Raw genomic sequence first — 16,282 nt, 5'->3', positions numbered from 1 at the left:
CAACGGTCGTCATCACGGGCGGGCAGCCCGGGCGGGTGGGCGACGAACGCAACGCATTTTGGGGCGCATTTGGGGCGCTTGCACGGCCTGGCCCGCAAATCGCCTCGGCATATCGATTGTCGGAAAATTCGATGAAGACAATTCGTCAAGGACGTGTTTCAATCATTCCCCCGCCCAGCAAAGAAGGAGGCTTTCTTCCATGCAAACTGCGCATTTCTCGGCACTTGAGGCCAAGCACGCCGTGCTCGATCAAAAGATCGCAGCCGAGTCGCAACGCCCACTCCCCGATACCGTGGCACTGGCGGCGCTCAAGAAGCAGAAACTTCGCGTCAAAGAGGAAATGACCACACAATAGTCGTGCGTCTCCCTCGCGCGGGTTCGCCCGCGCGGGGTCAGGCGGCCATCCGCCTCATAACATCACCACATCCGATCATTCCGCCGGCATCAGTTCCGCGGAAAAGTGCGCGGCACCGGATCGCCCATCCATGTGGTTTCCATGACATTCTTGCCGAAGCGCACGCGCAGCTTATCGGATCCCTCAATGGCAAACAGCGCGTTCGCCAGGGGAATCAGCTTGCGTGGCGGGCGATCGGGGCGGCCGAGCGATAACGCCCCGTCGACCAGCGTGATATCGTTGGTGCCGTATCGGCCCACAAACGACTGCAACTGCGCCCGCTCCGGCGAAACCGGATGGAGCTGCGCGTCCACCGCGACCTTTGCCCAGTCATATTCTGCCCGGCGATCTCGTGGCAGTCCGGGCGTTTCGCCGAGACGGGCGAGCGCGAGCGACTGAGCGGTGATCAATGCCTGGCCCGGCGGCGTCCCGACGCTCGGGCTGACACCGACCGCTTCCCAATTGGTGTGGCTGACGGCGTGTTCGGGGCGCCCAGTGGGTATGCTGAACATGAAGCCCGGCGCGATCGGCGTGAAATCATTGTTGTTGGCGGCCCCGGCGGTCTTCGTACCGACCAATTGCCCAAGCTTGAACTGCTGCACGTCATAAGCGAACGCTTCCGCCGCCGAACCGACGCCGCCGTCGATCAGCACATAGAGCGGCTTCCCCGTCAGTCGCCCGGCCGGGACATGATCCAACGTGCGCGACTGTTCAGGCGCTTTGCCCCGGGCCAGGAAGGTCAATTCCAGCACATCGCCATCCATGAAATGGCTGACCAGATAGCGGACCGCGCCATGCGACCCGCCGGGATTCCCGCGAAGGTCGATGATCACCGCATCGCCATCCTTCAGGAAGCGCATGGCCTCATCATAGATCGTGCCCGTCACGTCCGGCACCCATTGGAACTCGGTCAGCTTCAGATAGCGAATATTGCCGGGCAGGATCTTGAGTTCGGTCAATCCGTGATGGTCGCGGGTCGCCAGGCGCTGCTCATAGCCTTGGGTATCGGGTCCCGGCGTCGCGGTGGCCGCTTTCTTTGTCGTCGCCGCCGCATATTGTTCGGGATTGTAGAGCAGATAGAGATGCCGGTCGCCGCTGGCCGTCCGCAGATCCTCGGTCGCCCGCTCAGCGAGCACCGCAGGATCGGCAACGTCATAGCGCCCCGCACGACGCTGCTCAGCGAACCGGGCGAGGATCGATGGCACTTTTTCCGGAAAGACATAGGTGTCCGGAAGCGCCTTAGCGATCGCGTCCAGCGCTGCATCGCGTTGCGCGGGCGCAAGGGTGCGCTGCTCCGCCCCGGCACCCCGGACTTGCTCCATTTGCGCGACAAGCGGCGATTCCGCGGCGACGATCAGCAGGGGAATGGCCAGCAGGGGAATGGCAAGATGGTAAAACTTCATGGATCTCTCCTGTTGCTCGACGCGGCCGGCGCGGCTGCTTGTTCGATTGTCTCAAGATCATGCCGGGCCCGGTCGATGCGGTCGCCAAAGGGGTCAACGGCCAAAGCCCGGATGGCTTCGTTCAGAATATGCGACAATGGCGCGGTCAGCTCGCTGTCGAGCCCGCTCGCCGCCCTGTTGGTTGCCGCCCAATGCCGCTCCAGCGCGGGCAGCAAGGCCAGCGCCCGCGGCGTCAGCATTGCGATTCGTTCCCGTGCATCCGCGCCCTTGCGCAAGCCGACCAGGTCGTTTCGCGCCATCTGGGCTAGGGTCTGGCTGATCGCGGAATGAGTCAGCCCGGTCTGCGCGGCAAGCGCCGCCACTGACCCCTCACCCAGCGAAACCAGGGCTCGCACCACGGGCGTGTACCGGGGCCGATAGTCGAGCCCGGCATCCCGGTAGGATTTTTCGACGGCCCCATCGAGCAAGTCGATCAGGTGACGAAGCTGTGAGCCAAGGGTGAGTTTGCTGCCGGCCATTGGGGGATATAACAGTGCTGTTACATTTTTCGCAAGCGCAACTTTCCGCCTGTTCCGGACGGCTCCGATTCATGCCGATTTGAAGATGTGCCCCGAGATTTGCCTGCCATCGGCAGGCGCGGATGCCTGGGGCCGGTAGCCGCGCTTTTCGAAAAGGCTCAGCGCCGCGTCAGAATCGGCTTCACGAAAACCGGCGTCTGGGTACCCTGACCGACCGGCTTGCGCGCCAGCATCGGATCAATCGGGTGCGAGAAGGCAACGCCGACTCGGCCGGCGGCGGACCAGGCAATTTTACCCGATACCCAGCCGACCCCGCGAACGTCGAATTCGACCTCAAGCCCTTGCGGCAAGCCATTGGCCAGCTCCGCCATCAGACCGCCGGCCGACAGGTTGCGAACGCGGACATGCTGAATCTCGTTGCTGCCGGCGACTCGGAAATCAGCCATCAGGAACAGGCTGTCGCGCGCCTCGTTACGGTTGCGCGTCGGGTCGTCAGCGGCCAGCCCGCTAAAAGGATCATAAGGCAACTGGTCCATATGGGTGCTCGCGCCAACCTCCGTTCGACACCCGATAGACCAGAAATTCGTATCGAATCGCTTAAGAGATTGCGCAAACCGCGCAGAATCAGTCCTCGCGCGATACTTTTTCGTGGCGCTCGTGGCGTTCCTGCGCCTCGACAGTCATGGTTGCGATCGGCCGGGCTTCGAGCCGGGCAAGCGAGATCGGCTCGCCGGTCACTTCGCAATAGCCATATTCGCCCTCATCGATGCGACGCAGCGCGGCATCGATCTTGGCGATCAGCTTGCGCTGACGGTCGCGCGTGCGCAGTTCGATCGACCAGTCGGTTTCGCTTGAGGCCCGATCGGTCAGATCGGCCTCACGCAGCGAATCGACCTGCAACTGAGTCAGCGTGCCCGCCGCCTCCCGCAGGATCGCGTCCTTCCATTGATGCAGCTTGCCGCGGAAATAATCCTGCTGGCGCTCATTCATAAACGGCTCATCCGCGCTGGGGCGATAGCCGTCAGCTGCGCTGTTCGCCGCAATGGCGCCTGGTTCTTCGGAGTCGTCCAATCGATTCAAGACCGTCGCCATCCCACTCTCCTGTCGGTCGACACGGTGCTTTGCGCACCTCTGGACCGCCCCTGTCCTGCCCCAGTAATGTTCGCGCCTATAGACATGCCGTTCTCACACCACAAGCAACCGACTCACTGAAATGGTTCGATTGTTTTCGACGCGCCCTTAGCCGCCATCCGATTGCACTTTTGTGAACCCGCGCGATCATGGCCGGGTTCCGGCCGGCCTCCGCCATTAACCATCATCCTTAACACATGGTTAGTATTAACCAGTGAACTGTGCCGGCTTGGCACGTTAACGAAACTAATGACGCAGCAACGCCATGAATTCGTCATTTCAACGCTCGAACAATGGTTAACGAGCTTGAACTTAATAGTTTGTTGGTCCCTTTGGGCAATAGCGGCAATCCAGCTGCGATGGATCCGGATCTGGTGCAGCCGGACCAGTAACGAAAGAGTGACATCATGTCTGTGCGGATGGCCTTGGCAAAATTGTGCGCCTGCGCTTGCGGTGGCGCGCTCATCGGTGGTGGTGCGGTGCACGTCGCTGAAGGTGCGAAGACGCGACAGGTCTACGCAACCAAGACGGTCACCAAGCGCGTGGTTCGCCGCGTGGCGGTGAAGCGCCCGGTGAGCAAGGTGCGCCGAGTCGTCACGCAAACCCGTGCGGCCTGTCCGCCTGCGGTGGTCACGGTCACCAGCCAGGGTGCGCCCATCCCCCTCCCCCCCGTGGCCTTTGCCGGATCGAGCGGCGAAATGCCGATTAGCGGCGGTGGCGGCGGCGGTGCGGCCGTGATTGGCGGCGGTGGCTTCGGCGGCGGCGGCGGCTTCTTTGGCGGCGGCTTCTTCGGCGGTGGCAGCTCGAGCGGCAGCGGCGGGATCGTCATTTCGTCCACATCAAGCGGCGGGTCGACCAGTTCCAGCACCAGCGCCGGCTCGACATCGACCAGCACCAGCAGCGGCTCGACCTCGACCTCCTCTTCGACATCGGCATCGACGTCCGCATCGACCTCCGCGTCGACCAGCAGCAGCAATTCCTCGTCCACCAGCTCGGGCAACTGGAGCAGCAATGGCGGCTGGGGCTCAAGCGGCTGGTGTCGCCGGTGCGGCAGCACCCATGGCAGCACGGGCAGTACCGGCGGCACACCGTCGCCGGTTCCGGCCCCGCCGATGGTCCTGTTGTTTGGTGCCGCGGCAGCCGCTCTTGTGGCGCGCAAACGCTTCGCGAAGAAGACGGCGATCGCGGCCTGATATCCGCTCGAAGCCCAAAGGAATAAAAAGCTCCCACGCACCGCGCGGGGGCTTTTTTCTTGTCAGGCGGCCTGAAGCGCCGCCTCGATCCGGTCGATCGGATGGCCGGTCAGATCCTTGTCGAGTTCAGCGGTCAGTCGCGCACTGACTTCCTTGTGATAGTGCTTGCGCAATTCGCCCAGCGTCCGGGGCGGCGCGATGATGATCAGCGATTCGAAATCATTGGCCAGCGCGCGGCGCTTGAGCAGATCGGCGGTGTCGGCGGCGAAGCGGTCCTCCTCCTGCTGGTGGAAATCCACTTCCTGCATCGAATTCTGACCACCGCCGACACTCGATGATGACCGCCCGGCATGGTCGGTCTTCTGTTCGCCATCGGACGGGTTGACCTGCTCCACGGCATTTTCGACCACCAGATTCGGATGGGCCGCATCGCCTTCGTTGCGCAGAAACAGCATCTTGCGCCCATCCACGACGAGGACGACGGCGTTGTGCGAAACCTGCATGAAATGGCCTTTCCGATCGTTGATATTGGTCAGGGTAACGCACCGGCCTTCCTGCGGGTTGCGCGTCGTCCGCCGCGCCGCCATAGCCTGCCGCCATGCATGATATCCGCCTGATCCGCGAAAACCCCGAAGCCTTTGACGCCGCGCTGGCGAAGCGCGGCCTGTCGCCGCATGCCGCCGAACTGGTCTCCCTCGACGAGCGCCGCCGCGCGCTGATCACCGAGGCGCAGGCCGGACAGGCGCGCCGCAACGAAGCGAGCAAGGCGATCGGTGCGGCAAAGGCGTCGAAGGATGAGGCGACCGCTGCCACGCTGATGGCCGAAGTCGCCGCGCTGAAGGAACGGCTGCCGGCAATCGAGGCCGAGGAGAAGGAATTGGGTGAAGCGCTGAACGGCCAGCTAGCCGCGCTGCCCAACCTGCCGCTCGCCGATGTGCCGCAGGGTGATGACGAAGTCGGCAACGAACTGGTTCATACGCACGGCACGCCGACGACCTTCACCTTTGCGCCGAAGGAGCATGATGCGATTGGCCCGGCGCTTGGGCTCGATTTCGAGACCGGCGCGGCGATGTCCGGAACGCGTTTCACGCTGGTGCGCGGTGCGGCCGCGAAGCTCAGCCGTGCGCTCGGGCAATTCATGCTCGACACGCTGAGCGGACAGCATGGCTATGAGGAATGCGTGCCGCCGTTGCTGGTCCGCGACAATGCGGTCTTCGGCACCGGACAGCTGCCCAAATTTGCCGAGGATCTGTTCCGCACCACCGACGGCCGCTGGCTGATCCCGACCGCCGAAGTCAGCCTGACCAACATCGTTGCCGACAAGATTCTGACCGAAGGCGAGCTACCCCTGCGCTTCACCGCGCTGACGCCGTGTTTCCGCTCCGAAGCCGGCGCCGCGGGGCGCGACACGCGCGGCTATATCCGCCAGCACCAGTTCGAGAAGGTCGAGATGGTCTCGATCGTCACCCCCGACAGGTCCGAAGCCGAGCATGAGCGCATGACTGCGTGCGCCGAAGGGCTGCTCGACGCGCTTGGCCTGCCCTTCCGCCGCATGAAGCTGTGCACCGGCGACATGGGCTTCACCGCGGCACGGACCTATGATCTCGAAGTCTGGCTGCCCGGGCAGAACCAGTATCGCGAGATTTCGAGCTGCTCGACCTGCACCGATTTCCAGGCGCGGCGCATGAACGCGCGCTATCGCCCCGAGGGCGAGAAGGCGACTCGCTTCGTGCACACGCTCAACGGGTCGGGCCTGGCGGTGGGCCGGACGCTCGTCGCGGTGCTGGAGAATTATCAGCAGGAGGATGGCTCGGTCGCGATCCCCGATGTGCTGCAACCCTATCTCAAGGGAATGAACCGGCTGGAAGCCGCCTGATGCGCATCCTGCTGACCAATGATGACGGCTATCATGCCCCCGGCCTCAAGGTGCTGGAGGACATTGCGGCGAAATTCTCCGACGATGTCTGGATCGTCGCGCCGTCGGAGGAGCAATCCGGCGCCGGGCATTCGCTCACCCTGAGCCGCCCGATCCGCATTCGCCGTCACGGCGACAAGCGGTTCGCCGTTGCGGGCACGCCGACCGACGCCGTGATGATGGCGATCGCGCGGATCATGAAGGACAGCCCGCCCGACCTGATCCTGTCGGGAGTCAATCGCGGCGCCAATCTCGCCGAGGACGTGACCTATTCCGGTACCGTCTCCGCCGCGATGGAGGGTGCGCTGGCCGGCGTGCGCTCGATCGCGCTGAGCCAGGTCTATAGCCGCGAGGGCATGGGCGACACGGTGCCGTTCGAGGCCGCTATCGCCTGGGGCGAGCGCGTGCTGCGCCCACTGATCGATGCGCCGCTCGCGCCGCGCACTTTGGTCAATATCAATTTCCCGGCCGGGCCCGCCGCGGACGTGAAGGGCATCCGCGTCGCCAACCAGGGCCTGCGCGATTATGGCCGGTTGCAGATCGTCACCAATCGCGACCCGCGTGGCTATGAATATCACTGGTTCGCGCTTGGCCCGACGGTGGAGACTCCGGCACATTCAACCGATTTGGAGGCGATTGCCGAGGGTTTTATCGCCGTTACGCCGCTCCATCTCGATCTGACCCATCATGAATCGCTCGACATGCTGAACATGGCGTTTACCTAGGGGTAACCAGCCGGGGGGCTGGTTTGGGGGAAGGCTCATGGGGGGAAGTATCGGACGCGGCTTCGCGCCGCTCGCAGCGCTGTCGTTGCTGGGCGCGTGCATTCCGGGTGGGGATCGGCCGGAGCGCCAACATTATCCGATTTATGACGAACCACGCCCGGACGACGGCTATGAACGCCATCGCCTCGATGAGGGCGTCCAGCAGCTGCCCAGCGCCCCGCCCGCCTGGCAGGCGCGTCCAGTCACCGCCGATGCGCGCCTGATCGGCGCGATGATCTACACCGTCCGGTCCGGCGACACGCTGCGCGGCATCGCCGACCGCACCGGTTCGGGATCGGAGGCGATCGCGCGCGCCAATGGCTTGCGGCCGCCATTCCTGATTCGCCCGGGCCAGCAACTCGAAATTCCGGCGGGGCGTTATCATCTCGTCCGGGCGGGAGAGACCGGCATCGCCATCGCCCGCGCCTATGGCATCGACTGGTCGCGGATCATCGCCGCCAATGACCTTGTCGAGCCCTATGTCCTGCGCGTCGGCATGCGCGTGCTGATTCCGGCAGCGTCGTCGGGCAAGACCAGCATAGAGGAGCGCGCCGCCGCCTTCCGGCTCGACGTCGATGACATCCTCACCGGCGGCGAGCCGGCGCTGGCCGCCCATCAGCGCCCGGCCCGCCCGGCCCCGTCGTCGGGCCGTGTCCTGCCGTCGAATGCCGCCATTGCCGAGCCGGCGCGATTGCGCGGCGCCTTTGCCTGGCCGGTCCATGGCCGGCTGGTCGGCCGCTTCGGTCCGGGCGCAAGCGGCGAGAAGAATAACGGCATCAAGATCGCGGTGCCGATCGACACTCCGGTCCTTGCCGCGGCGGACGGCGTCGTCGCTTATGCCGGTGATGAGATCGCCGCGCTTGGCGGGCTGGTGATCCTCAAGCATGGCGATGGCTGGACCACCGTCTATGGCCATGCCAGCCAGTTGCTCGTCCAGCGCGGTCAGGCGGTGAAGAAGGGCCAGACCGTGGCGATGTCGGGCGATTCGGGCTTCGCCGACCGCCCCGAGCTGCATTTCGAGATGCGCAAAGGCCGCACGCCGGTCGATCCGCTGGGGCAATTGCCGGGGCAGTGATTGATGGCCGGGGTCTTCACAATCCTGCCTAGTTAGTGGAGCTATTTGCAATAATACATTGATATATAACAATAAAATATTGGAACAGCTTGTTTGGGTGGCCACTCGAAATACGACACAACCGGTGTCCCATATCTCTGCGGCTCCCTCCCATAATCTTGCCGCCGGCGATTCACTCCTTGCAGGCCGTGGGGCTACTCAGGACGAACGGAGCTTGTTAAGCGGATTTCACCATGACCGACTTCAGCTCCGATCTGCTCCGCCTGCTCTCGTCACGCGGCCATATCCACCAGGTTACCGATGCCGCGGCGCTCGATGCGCTCGCGAATCGTCAGGTCGTCTCCGCTTATGGCGGGTTCGATCCAACCGCACCGTCGCTGCACGTCGGGAACCTGATGCTGGTCATGCTGCTGCGTCGGCTGCAACAGGCTGGCCACCGGCCGATCGTCCTGATGGGCGGCGGCACCGCCAAGGTCGGCGACCCCTCATTCAAGGACGAAGCCCGCAGCTTGCTCGGTGAGGAAGTGATCCGCAACAATGTTGCCTCGATCAAGCGCATCTTCGAACGCTTCATCACCTTCGGTGATGGCCCGACCGACGCCATCATGGTCGATAACGCCGACTGGCTCGATGCGCTCGAATATGTGCCATTCCTGCGCGAAGTGGGGCAGCATTTCACGATCAGCCGCATGCTCAGCTTCGATTCGGTCAAGCAACGGCTTGAGCGCGAACAGTCGCTGACATTTCTCGAATTCAACTACATGATCATGCAGGCTTACGATTATCGTGAACTGGCGCTGCGGCGCGATTGCCGGTTGCAGCTTGGCGGTTCGGATCAATGGGGCAATATCGTCAACGGCGTTGAACTGGGACGCCGCATGGATGGTGCCGAACTATACGGCCTGACTTGCCCGCTGATCACCACCGCCGATGGCGTGAAGATGGGCAAGACCCTGTCCGGCGCGGTCTGGCTGCATGAGGATCAGCTGCCGCATTTCGATTACTGGCAATTCTGGCGCAACACCGACGATCGCGATGTCGGGCGCTTCCTGCGTCTGTTCACCGATCTGCCGCTCGACGAGATCGCCCGGCTCGAGGCGCTGCAGGGCGCAGAGATCAACGAGGCCAAGAAGATCCTCGCCAATGCCGCGACCGCGATGTGCCGCGGCGAGGCGGCAGCCGCGGAAGCCGCGGAAACCGCGCGCCGCACCTTCGAGGAGGGATCGGCCGGCGGCTCGCTGCCCAGCTTTACCGTCACCGGCGAGGTGTCGATCGTCGATGCGCTGGTCGGCCTCGGCTTCTGCGCATCGAAGGGCGAGGCACGTCGCCTGATCAAGGGCGGCGGCGCACGCGTCGGCGCGGACAAGGTCAGTGACGAAGCGCTGATCATTACGGTCGGCGCCGAGCCAGTGCCGGTATCTGCCGGCAAGAAGCATCATGGCCTTCTGATCGCAGGATAAAATTTGTCGAAAAAGCGCGCCGCAAGACTTTGTTAAACAGCTTCGTTGCGACCCGGTTTACACCGCATGCCCTAGCCTTCGGCCGGGACCACAAGGGACGCGGGGCCATGAATTTCGGAAACGCGGCAATCGCCGACAATCGCAGCCTCGTGCGCGACGAAGTGCATTACCGCGCCCGTGCCTATGGGCCCGACGCGCAGCCGCTTTCCCTGCTGATCGTCAACATGTCCGCGCTGGGCATGATGGCACGCTGCGACCGCGATATTCCCGAGGGCGCGCGGTTGCGCGTCACCTTGCCGATCGTCGGCGTGGTCTTGGCGGAAGTGCGCTGGTGCCTGGGCGGCCGGATGGGCTGCGAGCTCGACCGGCCGATCGACCTGGCGGATTATTACGAGCTGCTCGCGGCGCTGATCAAGGGGCGCTGATCAAGGGGCCTGTCAGCCCGACCGCAGCAGCGCTACCCCGGCATCACGCTCGAACAGGTACAGCGCGGTCCGCGCCGCCTGTCCCCGGTCAGCGCTCAATCCGCCGTCGCGATCGATCAGCAGCCGCGCATCGTCGGTAGCGATCGGCAGCAACTCGTTGAGCATCTCCGGCGTGGCGATGCGAAACGCGGCCTCACCCGATTGTTTCGTCCCGAGCAGTTCGCCCGACCCGCGCAGCCGCAGATCCTCCTCGGCAATGCGGAACCCGTCATTGGTCTCGCGCATCAGCGCCAGCCGCGCGCGCGACGTTTCGCTCAATGCATTGCCGCGAATGAGCAGGCAGATCGACCGCCCGCTCCCCCGCCCCACGCGGCCGCGCAACTGGTGCAGCTGAGCAAGCCCGAACCGGTCCGCCGCCTCGATCACGATCAGCGTTGCATTGGGCACATCAACGCCGACCTCGATCACCGTGGTGGCGACCAGCACGCCAGTGCGGCCGGCTGCAAACGCCTCCATCACCGCATCCTTTTCGGGGCCCTTCATCCGCCCATGCACCAGCCCGACCCGGTCGCCGAACCGCGCGCGCAGTGTCTCCGCGCGCGCCTCGGATGCGGCAAGGTCGGTTTTCTCGCTTTCCTCGACCAGCGGGCATACCCAATAGGCCTGACCGCCATCGGACAGATGCCGCGCCAGTGCATCGACCATCTCGCTCAGCCGGTCCTCGGAAATCACCCGCGTCTCGATCGGCTGGCGGCCCGGCGGCATCTCGTCGATCTGGCTGACGTCCATCTCGCCATAATTGGCCAGCGTCAGGGTACGCGGGATCGGTGTCGCGGTCATCGCCAGCAGGTGCGGCGCGGCCTTCGCCTTGGCCTGCAGCATCATGCGCTGCGCGACACCGAAGCGGTGCTGTTCATCGACCACCACCAGCGCCAGATCCTTGTACGCCACCGCTTCCTGGAAGATCGCATGCGTGCCGATCAATATGTCGATCGCGCCCGAGGCGAGCCCCATCAGCGTCGCTTCGCGCACCTTGCCCTTGTCGCGCCCGGTGAGGATCGCGACCTCGACCGGCAAGCCCGCCAGCACCCGCCGCAGCGTCTCATAATGCTGCCGCGCCAGGATTTCGGTCGGAGCCAGCAATGCGCCCTGTGCGCCTGCCTCCACCGCAAGCAGCAGCGCCATCGTCGCGACCAATGTCTTGCCCGACCCGACATCGCCCTGCAGCAGCCGCAACATCGGCTGCGCCTGCGCCAGATCCCCCTCGATCTCGTTCACCGTCCGAACCTGGGCACCGGTCAGGCTGTAGGGCAGCTTCAGCGCATCGCGCAGTCGCCCGTCGCCGGTCAGTGCCCTGCCCCGCCGCGCCCGCGATGATTGCCGCACCAAAGTCAGTGCGAGCTGATTGGCGAAGATCTCGTCATAGGCGAGCCGCTCGCGCGCCACCGTGTCGGACGGATCGGCATGGACTCGCGCCATCGCCTCGCGCCATCCCGGCCAACCGCGCTTCGCCAGCAATCCGGGTTCGATCCATTCGGGCAGGTCCGGCGCGCGCTCCAGCGCCTGCGCCGCCAATTGCCCCATGCGCCGCGAGGTCAGCCCTTCCGACAGCGGATAGATCGCTTCGCGCTCCGGTTGCTCGCCGGCCTCATCGAGCGGCAGGACATAATCGGGGTGCACGATCTGCAATTCCTGCCCGTACAGCTCGAGCCGCCCCGACACGCGGCGCGGCTCGCCGATCGGCGCGAGCTTCTTCGCCCAGCCCGAATGCCCGCCGAAATAGACCAGGCTGACGATGTTACCGCGCGCATCGGCGGCATGCACGCGGGTCGGCCCGCGCCCGGTGCTGCTGCGATAGTCGCGCGCGGTCAGCGTGATGACGATGGTGCGCCCGGCATCGGCCATGTCGAGCTCGTCACGCGCCACCCGGTCAATCCAGCCGGTCGGCAAATGGAGCAGGACATCGATCACCCGGCTCAACCCGAGCTTGTCGAGCGGCTTGGCGAGGCCCGGGCCGATGCCCTTCAATGCCGTGACTTCGGCAAACAGTGGATTGAGGATATCGGGCCGCATGACTATCTGCGTCCTGTAGCCTCACCCGACGGTCGCCGCCAGCGCCCGCCGGGCAATTGCGCATGGAAGATATCCGGGGAAGACGATGGACCGCGACATACGCCTCAAACGCCTCGGCTTTCGCGCCTCGCATCGCGGCACGCGCGAGGCGGATCTGCTGATCGGTGGATTTTTCGACGCAAAATCCGCGACCTGGAGCGATGCCGAGATCGACCTGTTCGAGGAGCTGCTCGAGGAACAGGATGTCGACATCATGGCCTGGGCGATCGGCACCGATACGGTGCCGGCGAAATATGCCGGATCACTGATCGAGGCGATGAAAGTGCTGAATTACGTGCCAATCGCCGAGTGACCCCATCTCCCTCTCCTCTCGCCGAGAGGGCTTAAGAAGAAACCATGCCCGACCTGAAGACGATCCTCTCGGCCAAGACGCCGCTCACCCTTGCCGGCGTACCGACCGGATTCGAGCCCTGGCTGCTCGCCGACCTCGCGCGCGCCGCGAAGACCCGTGCGGTGTTCATCGCCCCCGACGAAGCCGCGATGCGCGCGATCGCCGCGACCGCGACGATGTTCGCGCCCGAGCTTGAGGTGCTGACCTTTCCGGCCTGGGACTGCCTGCCCTATGACCGCGCTTCACCGACCCTGCGCACCATGGCCGAGCGCATGGCGACGCTCCACCGCCTGCAGCAGCCGACCAAGGCGCCGCAGCTTCTCATCACCACCGCCAATGCGGCCGCGCAGCGCGTCCTCACTCCGTTCCGCATCCGCCAGCTCGTCACCACCCTTGCTCCCAAGGCGCGGATCGATCGCGACAGACTTGCGGCAATGCTGCAAGCCAATGGCTATGTTCGCGTCGAAACCGTTGCGGATTCAGGGGAATTTGCCGTCCGCGGTGGACTGGTCGATCTGTTCCCAAGCGGCGAGGAGCAGGCATTACGGCTTGATTTCTTCGGCGACGAGATCGAGAGCGTCCGCACCTTCGATCCCGCCGACCAGCGCACCACCGGCCGGGTCGATGGCTTCACCCTGCTCCCTGCTTCGGAAACCCTGCTCGACGAAGACAGCATCAAGCGCTTCCGCAGCCGTTACCGCGAACGCTTCGGCGCGACCGCGACCGGCGACCCGCTTTATCAGGCGATCTCGGACGGCCGACGCCTCGCCGGCATGGAGCATTGGCTGCCGCTGTTCGAAGAGAAGATGGCGACATTGTTCGACCATCTTGGTGACGATGCAGTCCTCGTCCGTGATGCCGGCGTGATTGGTGCAGCGGAACAGCGTTTCGAGGCGATCACTGACTATCACGCCAATCGCGTCCGCGCGCAGTCGAGCGATCCGGGCAGCTATCGCCCGCTCCCGCCCGACGCGCTCTATCTCACCGCAAAGGATTTCGCCGAGCGGCTTGAACAAGCCCCGACGCATCTCACCACGCCGTTCCATGAGCCGGAAAGCGCCACGGTGCTCGACTTCGCGGTCGACGGGCCGCGCGATTTTGGGCCAGAACGCAACAGCGGCGTCAATATCTATGAGGCGGTCGTCCACCATCTCAACACGCTGAAGAAGGACGGGCGCAAGCCGATCCTCGCCAGCTATTCGAGCGGCTCGCGAGAACGTTTTGCCGGGCTGCTCAAGGATCATGGCGCGACGCATCTGTCGCTGGTCGATACCTGGCAGCAGGCGCTTGGCGTCGGCACGGGCGGCGTCGCGCTGATCATCCTGCCGCTCGATCATGGCTTCACCGCTCCGCAAGTCGCGCTGCTCACCGAACAGGACATGCTTGGCGACCGGCTGGTGCGCCGCGCCAAGCGCAAGAAATCCGCCGATGCGTTCCTCGCCGAGCTGGCGATGCTCACGCCCGGCGATCTCGTCGTCCATGTCGATCACGGTATCGGCCGTTACGAGGGCCTGACCTCGATCCCGGTCGGCCAGAGCCCGCATGATTGTGTCGCGCTGAGCTATGCCGGCGGCGACAAGCTGTTCGTACCGGTCGAGAATATCGACGTGCTGTCCCGCTACGGCTCGGACAGCGAAGGCGCGAGCCTTGACCGGCTCGGCGGCGAGGCATGGCAGCGCCGCAAGTCGAAAATGAAGGAGCGCATCCGCGAAATCGCGGGCGACCTGATCGCGACCGCGGCCGAACGCGCGCTGCGGCCGGCCGATGTGATCGAACCCGATGGCGGCGGCTATGCCAGCTTCGTCGATCGCTTCCCCTATGAGGAAACCGACGATCAGGACCGCGCGATCAACGACGTGCTTGGCGATCTTGCCAAAGGCACGCCGATGGACCGGCTGGTGGTCGGCGATGTCGGCTTCGGCAAGACCGAGATCGCGCTGCGCGCTGCTTTCGCCGCGTCAATGGCCGGCCTGCAGGTCGCGATCGTCTGCCCGACCACATTGCTTGCGCGCCAGCATTTCAACAATTTTACCGCCCGGTTCGAAGGCTTCCCGCTCAATGTCGGCCGCCTCTCCCGCCTCGTCACTGCGGGCGAGGCCAAGACGACGCGCGAAGGGCTTGCCGCCGGCACGATCGACGTGGTGGTCGGCACCCATGCGATCCTCGCCAAGTCGGTCGAATTCAAGCGGCTCGGCCTGGTGATTGTCGATGAAGAACAGCGCTTCGGCGTGACGCACAAGGAGCGGCTGAAGGCGCTCAAGACCGACGTCCATGTCCTGACCCTCACCGCGACGCCAATCCCGCGCACCTTGCAGATGGCAATGTCGGGCCTGCGCGAGCTGTCGGTGATCCAGACCCCGCCGGTCGATCGCCTCGCGGTACGCACCTATATCATGCCATGGGATCCGGTGGTGCTGCGCGAAGCGCTGCTGCGCGAACATTATCGCGGCGGGCAAAGCTTCTTCGTCACGCCGCGCGTCGCCGATGTCCCCGATATCGAGCAATTCCTGCGCGAGCATGTGCCCGAGGTGCGTTACGTCACCGCGCATGGGCAAATGTCCCCGACCGAGGTCGAGGAACGCATGTCGGCCTTTTACGACAAGAAATTCGAGGTGCTGGTCTCGACCACCATCGTCGAGAGCGGCCTCGACATCCCCAGCGCCAACACCATGATCATCCACCGCGCCGACCGCTTCGGCCTCGCCCAGCTCTATCAGTTGCGCGGCCGAGTCGGGCGGGCAAAGACCCGCGCCTATGCCTATCTGACCACGCCGGCCGGCCGCATCCTGACTGAAGCGGCGGAGAAGCGGCTGAAGGTGCTGAGTGATCTCGACAGCCTCGGCGCCGGCTTTCAGCTCGCCAGCCATGACCTCGACATTCGCGGTGCCGGCAATCTGCTCGGCGACGAACAATCGGGTCATATCAAGGAGGTTGGCTACGAACTCTACCAGTCGATGCTGGAGGAGGCGATCATGGAAGCGAAGGCCGGCGGCGCGCTTGCCCGGCCACGCGACTTCTCGCCCCAGATCACCGTCGATGCACCGATCCTCATTCCCGAGGATTATGTCCCCGATCTCGACCTGCGCATGGGCCTGTACCGGCGCCTCAACGAGATCGAGGAAGCCGACGGCATCGAGGCGTTCGCGGCCGAACTGATCGACCGTTTCGGCCCGATCCCCGATCCCACCGCGAATCTGATCACCCTGCTCGAAATCAAGCTCCACGCGAAAAAGGCCTGTGTCGCGAAGATCGATGTCGGCCCGCGCGGCGCGCTGGTGACGTTCCACGACAACAAGCCGCCCAATATCGACGGGCTGCTTGCCTGGGTCGCGCGACTCGACGGCGTGGCGAAGCTGCGTCCCGACAGCAAACTGGTGGTCAACCGGGTCTGGGGAGATCCCAAGGCGCGGTTGAATGGTGCGCTGCAATTGTCCAGGGGCTTGGCGAAAGCGGCGGGATAGTCGATCTCTCACCCCGAGAAGATGGACTAAAGACCGGCGAATTGAATGAGTTGTTCGTGTCATTTCTTCGTCATCCGGA

Annotated in this window: 15 protein-coding genes; 8 read left to right on the top strand and 7 right to left on the bottom strand. The window is 64.5% G+C overall.

Annotation, left to right across the window (positions count from 1 at the left end; all coding sequences use genetic code 11):
- Nucleotides 1-199: 199 nt before the first annotated feature.
- On the top strand, nucleotides 200-355 hold the full coding sequence (locus tag ACRECS_RS08215; RefSeq protein ID WP_187764229.1) for a YdcH family protein: 156 nt from the start codon (nucleotides 200-202) through the stop codon (nucleotides 353-355).
- A gap of 89 nt (nucleotides 356-444) precedes the next feature.
- On the opposite strand, the gene ACRECS_RS08210 is transcribed toward ACRECS_RS08215, so the two are convergent.
- From ACRECS_RS08210 to ACRECS_RS08185, 6 genes are all read right to left on the bottom strand, one after another.
- The gene (locus ACRECS_RS08210) at nucleotides 445-1,797 is read right to left on the bottom strand and encodes a S41 family peptidase (protein ID WP_431582471.1); all 1,353 of its coding nucleotides are present in this window, start codon (nucleotides 1,795-1,797) and stop codon (nucleotides 445-447) included.
- Nucleotides 1,794-2,315, bottom strand: coding sequence for a hypothetical protein (locus tag ACRECS_RS08205; RefSeq protein WP_431582470.1), 522 nt, complete (start codon nucleotides 2,313-2,315; stop codon nucleotides 1,794-1,796). Before ACRECS_RS08205 ends, ACRECS_RS08210 begins: the two co-directional genes overlap by 4 nt.
- 158 nt (nucleotides 2,316-2,473) lie before the next feature.
- The gene (locus ACRECS_RS08200) at nucleotides 2,474-2,851 is read right to left on the bottom strand and encodes a PilZ domain-containing protein (protein WP_431582469.1); all 378 of its coding nucleotides are present in this window, start codon (nucleotides 2,849-2,851) and stop codon (nucleotides 2,474-2,476) included.
- An 88-nt stretch (nucleotides 2,852-2,939) separates the two neighbouring features.
- Complete coding sequence (dksA, locus tag ACRECS_RS08195; RefSeq protein WP_431582468.1) at nucleotides 2,940-3,407, bottom strand: RNA polymerase-binding protein DksA; 468 nt, start codon at nucleotides 3,405-3,407, stop codon at nucleotides 2,940-2,942.
- Nucleotides 3,408-3,960: 553 nt separating this feature from the next.
- Nucleotides 3,961-4,605, bottom strand: a complete 645-nt coding sequence (locus ACRECS_RS08190; protein ID WP_431582467.1) for a hypothetical protein — start codon at nucleotides 4,603-4,605, stop codon at nucleotides 3,961-3,963.
- 96 nt (nucleotides 4,606-4,701) lie between these two features.
- Nucleotides 4,702-5,142: a host attachment family protein gene (locus tag ACRECS_RS08185; protein ID WP_431582487.1), complete on the bottom strand. Its 441-nt coding sequence runs from the start codon at nucleotides 5,140-5,142 to the stop codon at nucleotides 4,702-4,704.
- Nucleotides 5,143-5,237: 95 nt separating this feature from the next.
- Between ACRECS_RS08185 and serS the strand changes: the two genes are divergently transcribed.
- From serS to ACRECS_RS08160, 5 genes are all read left to right on the top strand, one after another.
- On the top strand, nucleotides 5,238-6,515 hold the full coding sequence (gene serS / locus ACRECS_RS08180; RefSeq protein WP_431582466.1) for a serine--tRNA ligase: 1,278 nt from the start codon (nucleotides 5,238-5,240) through the stop codon (nucleotides 6,513-6,515).
- Nucleotides 6,515-7,279, top strand: a complete 765-nt coding sequence (surE, locus tag ACRECS_RS08175) for a 5'/3'-nucleotidase SurE (protein ID WP_431582465.1) — start codon at nucleotides 6,515-6,517, stop codon at nucleotides 7,277-7,279. The genes serS and surE overlap by 1 nt, the downstream gene beginning before the upstream one ends.
- Nucleotides 7,280-7,316: 37 nt before the next feature.
- Nucleotides 7,317-8,393, top strand: a complete 1,077-nt coding sequence (locus ACRECS_RS08170; RefSeq protein ID WP_431582464.1) for a peptidoglycan DD-metalloendopeptidase family protein — start codon at nucleotides 7,317-7,319, stop codon at nucleotides 8,391-8,393.
- Between the two features lie 233 nt (nucleotides 8,394-8,626).
- Nucleotides 8,627-9,853 carry a tyrosine--tRNA ligase gene (tyrS, locus tag ACRECS_RS08165; protein ID WP_431582463.1) on the top strand — a complete coding sequence of 409 codons (1,227 nt, stop codon included), beginning with the start codon at nucleotides 8,627-8,629 and terminating at the stop codon, nucleotides 9,851-9,853.
- A 107-nt stretch (nucleotides 9,854-9,960) separates the two neighbouring features.
- Nucleotides 9,961-10,278 (top strand): PilZ domain-containing protein, encoded by a 318-nt coding sequence (locus tag ACRECS_RS08160; protein ID WP_431582462.1) that lies wholly within the window; start codon nucleotides 9,961-9,963, stop codon nucleotides 10,276-10,278.
- Nucleotides 10,279-10,290: 12 nt separating this feature from the next.
- Here ACRECS_RS08160 and recG read toward each other — a convergent pair whose 3' ends face one another.
- Nucleotides 10,291-12,351 (bottom strand): ATP-dependent DNA helicase RecG, encoded by a 2,061-nt coding sequence (gene recG / locus ACRECS_RS08155; protein WP_431582461.1) that lies wholly within the window; start codon nucleotides 12,349-12,351, stop codon nucleotides 10,291-10,293.
- Nucleotides 12,352-12,436: 85 nt separating this feature from the next.
- Here recG and ACRECS_RS08150 point away from each other — a divergent pair, with 85 nt between their 5' ends.
- Both ACRECS_RS08150 and mfd read left to right on the top strand, forming a co-directional pair.
- Entirely contained in the window at nucleotides 12,437-12,703 is a 267-nt protein-coding gene (locus ACRECS_RS08150; protein ID WP_431582460.1) for a succinate dehydrogenase assembly factor 2, read from the top strand.
- A gap of 44 nt (nucleotides 12,704-12,747) precedes the next feature.
- Nucleotides 12,748-16,203 carry a transcription-repair coupling factor gene (gene mfd / locus ACRECS_RS08145; protein WP_431582459.1) on the top strand — a complete coding sequence of 1,152 codons (3,456 nt, stop codon included), beginning with the start codon at nucleotides 12,748-12,750 and terminating at the stop codon, nucleotides 16,201-16,203.
- Nucleotides 16,204-16,282 lie beyond the last annotated feature (79 nt).

The organism is Sphingomonas sp., from assembly GCF_050725575.1.
Taxonomy (GTDB): domain Bacteria; phylum Pseudomonadota; class Alphaproteobacteria; order Sphingomonadales; family Sphingomonadaceae; genus Sphingomonas.
Note: the sequence above shows the minus strand (reverse complement) of the source record. Positions and strands in the feature narration are given on the sequence as shown.

Excerpts from the sequence above, each read along its gene's own strand:
- ACRECS_RS08215 (WP_187764229.1), top strand. The coding sequence starts at position 200 with ATGCAAACTGCGCATTTCTCGGCACTTGAGGCCAAGCACGCCGTGCTC.
- ACRECS_RS08210 (WP_431582471.1), bottom strand. The coding sequence starts at position 1,797 with ATGAAGTTTTACCATCTTGCCATTCCCCTGCTGGCCATTCCCCTGCTG.
- ACRECS_RS08205 (WP_431582470.1), bottom strand. The coding sequence starts at position 2,315 with ATGGCCGGCAGCAAACTCACCCTTGGCTCACAGCTTCGTCACCTGATC.
- ACRECS_RS08200 (WP_431582469.1), bottom strand. The coding sequence starts at position 2,851 with ATGGACCAGTTGCCTTATGATCCTTTTAGCGGGCTGGCCGCTGACGAC.
- dksA (WP_431582468.1), bottom strand. The coding sequence starts at position 3,407 with ATGGCGACGGTCTTGAATCGATTGGACGACTCCGAAGAACCAGGCGCC.
- ACRECS_RS08185 (WP_431582487.1), bottom strand. The coding sequence starts at position 5,142 with ATGCAGGTTTCGCACAACGCCGTCGTCCTCGTCGTGGATGGGCGCAAG.
- serS (WP_431582466.1), top strand. The coding sequence starts at position 5,238 with ATGCATGATATCCGCCTGATCCGCGAAAACCCCGAAGCCTTTGACGCC.
- surE (WP_431582465.1), top strand. The coding sequence starts at position 6,515 with ATGCGCATCCTGCTGACCAATGATGACGGCTATCATGCCCCCGGCCTC.
- ACRECS_RS08170 (WP_431582464.1), top strand. The coding sequence starts at position 7,317 with ATGGGGGGAAGTATCGGACGCGGCTTCGCGCCGCTCGCAGCGCTGTCG.
- tyrS (WP_431582463.1), top strand. The coding sequence starts at position 8,627 with ATGACCGACTTCAGCTCCGATCTGCTCCGCCTGCTCTCGTCACGCGGC.
- ACRECS_RS08160 (WP_431582462.1), top strand. The coding sequence starts at position 9,961 with ATGAATTTCGGAAACGCGGCAATCGCCGACAATCGCAGCCTCGTGCGC.
- recG (WP_431582461.1), bottom strand. The coding sequence starts at position 12,351 with ATGCGGCCCGATATCCTCAATCCACTGTTTGCCGAAGTCACGGCATTG.
- ACRECS_RS08150 (WP_431582460.1), top strand. The coding sequence starts at position 12,437 with ATGGACCGCGACATACGCCTCAAACGCCTCGGCTTTCGCGCCTCGCAT.
- mfd (WP_431582459.1), top strand. The coding sequence starts at position 12,748 with ATGCCCGACCTGAAGACGATCCTCTCGGCCAAGACGCCGCTCACCCTT.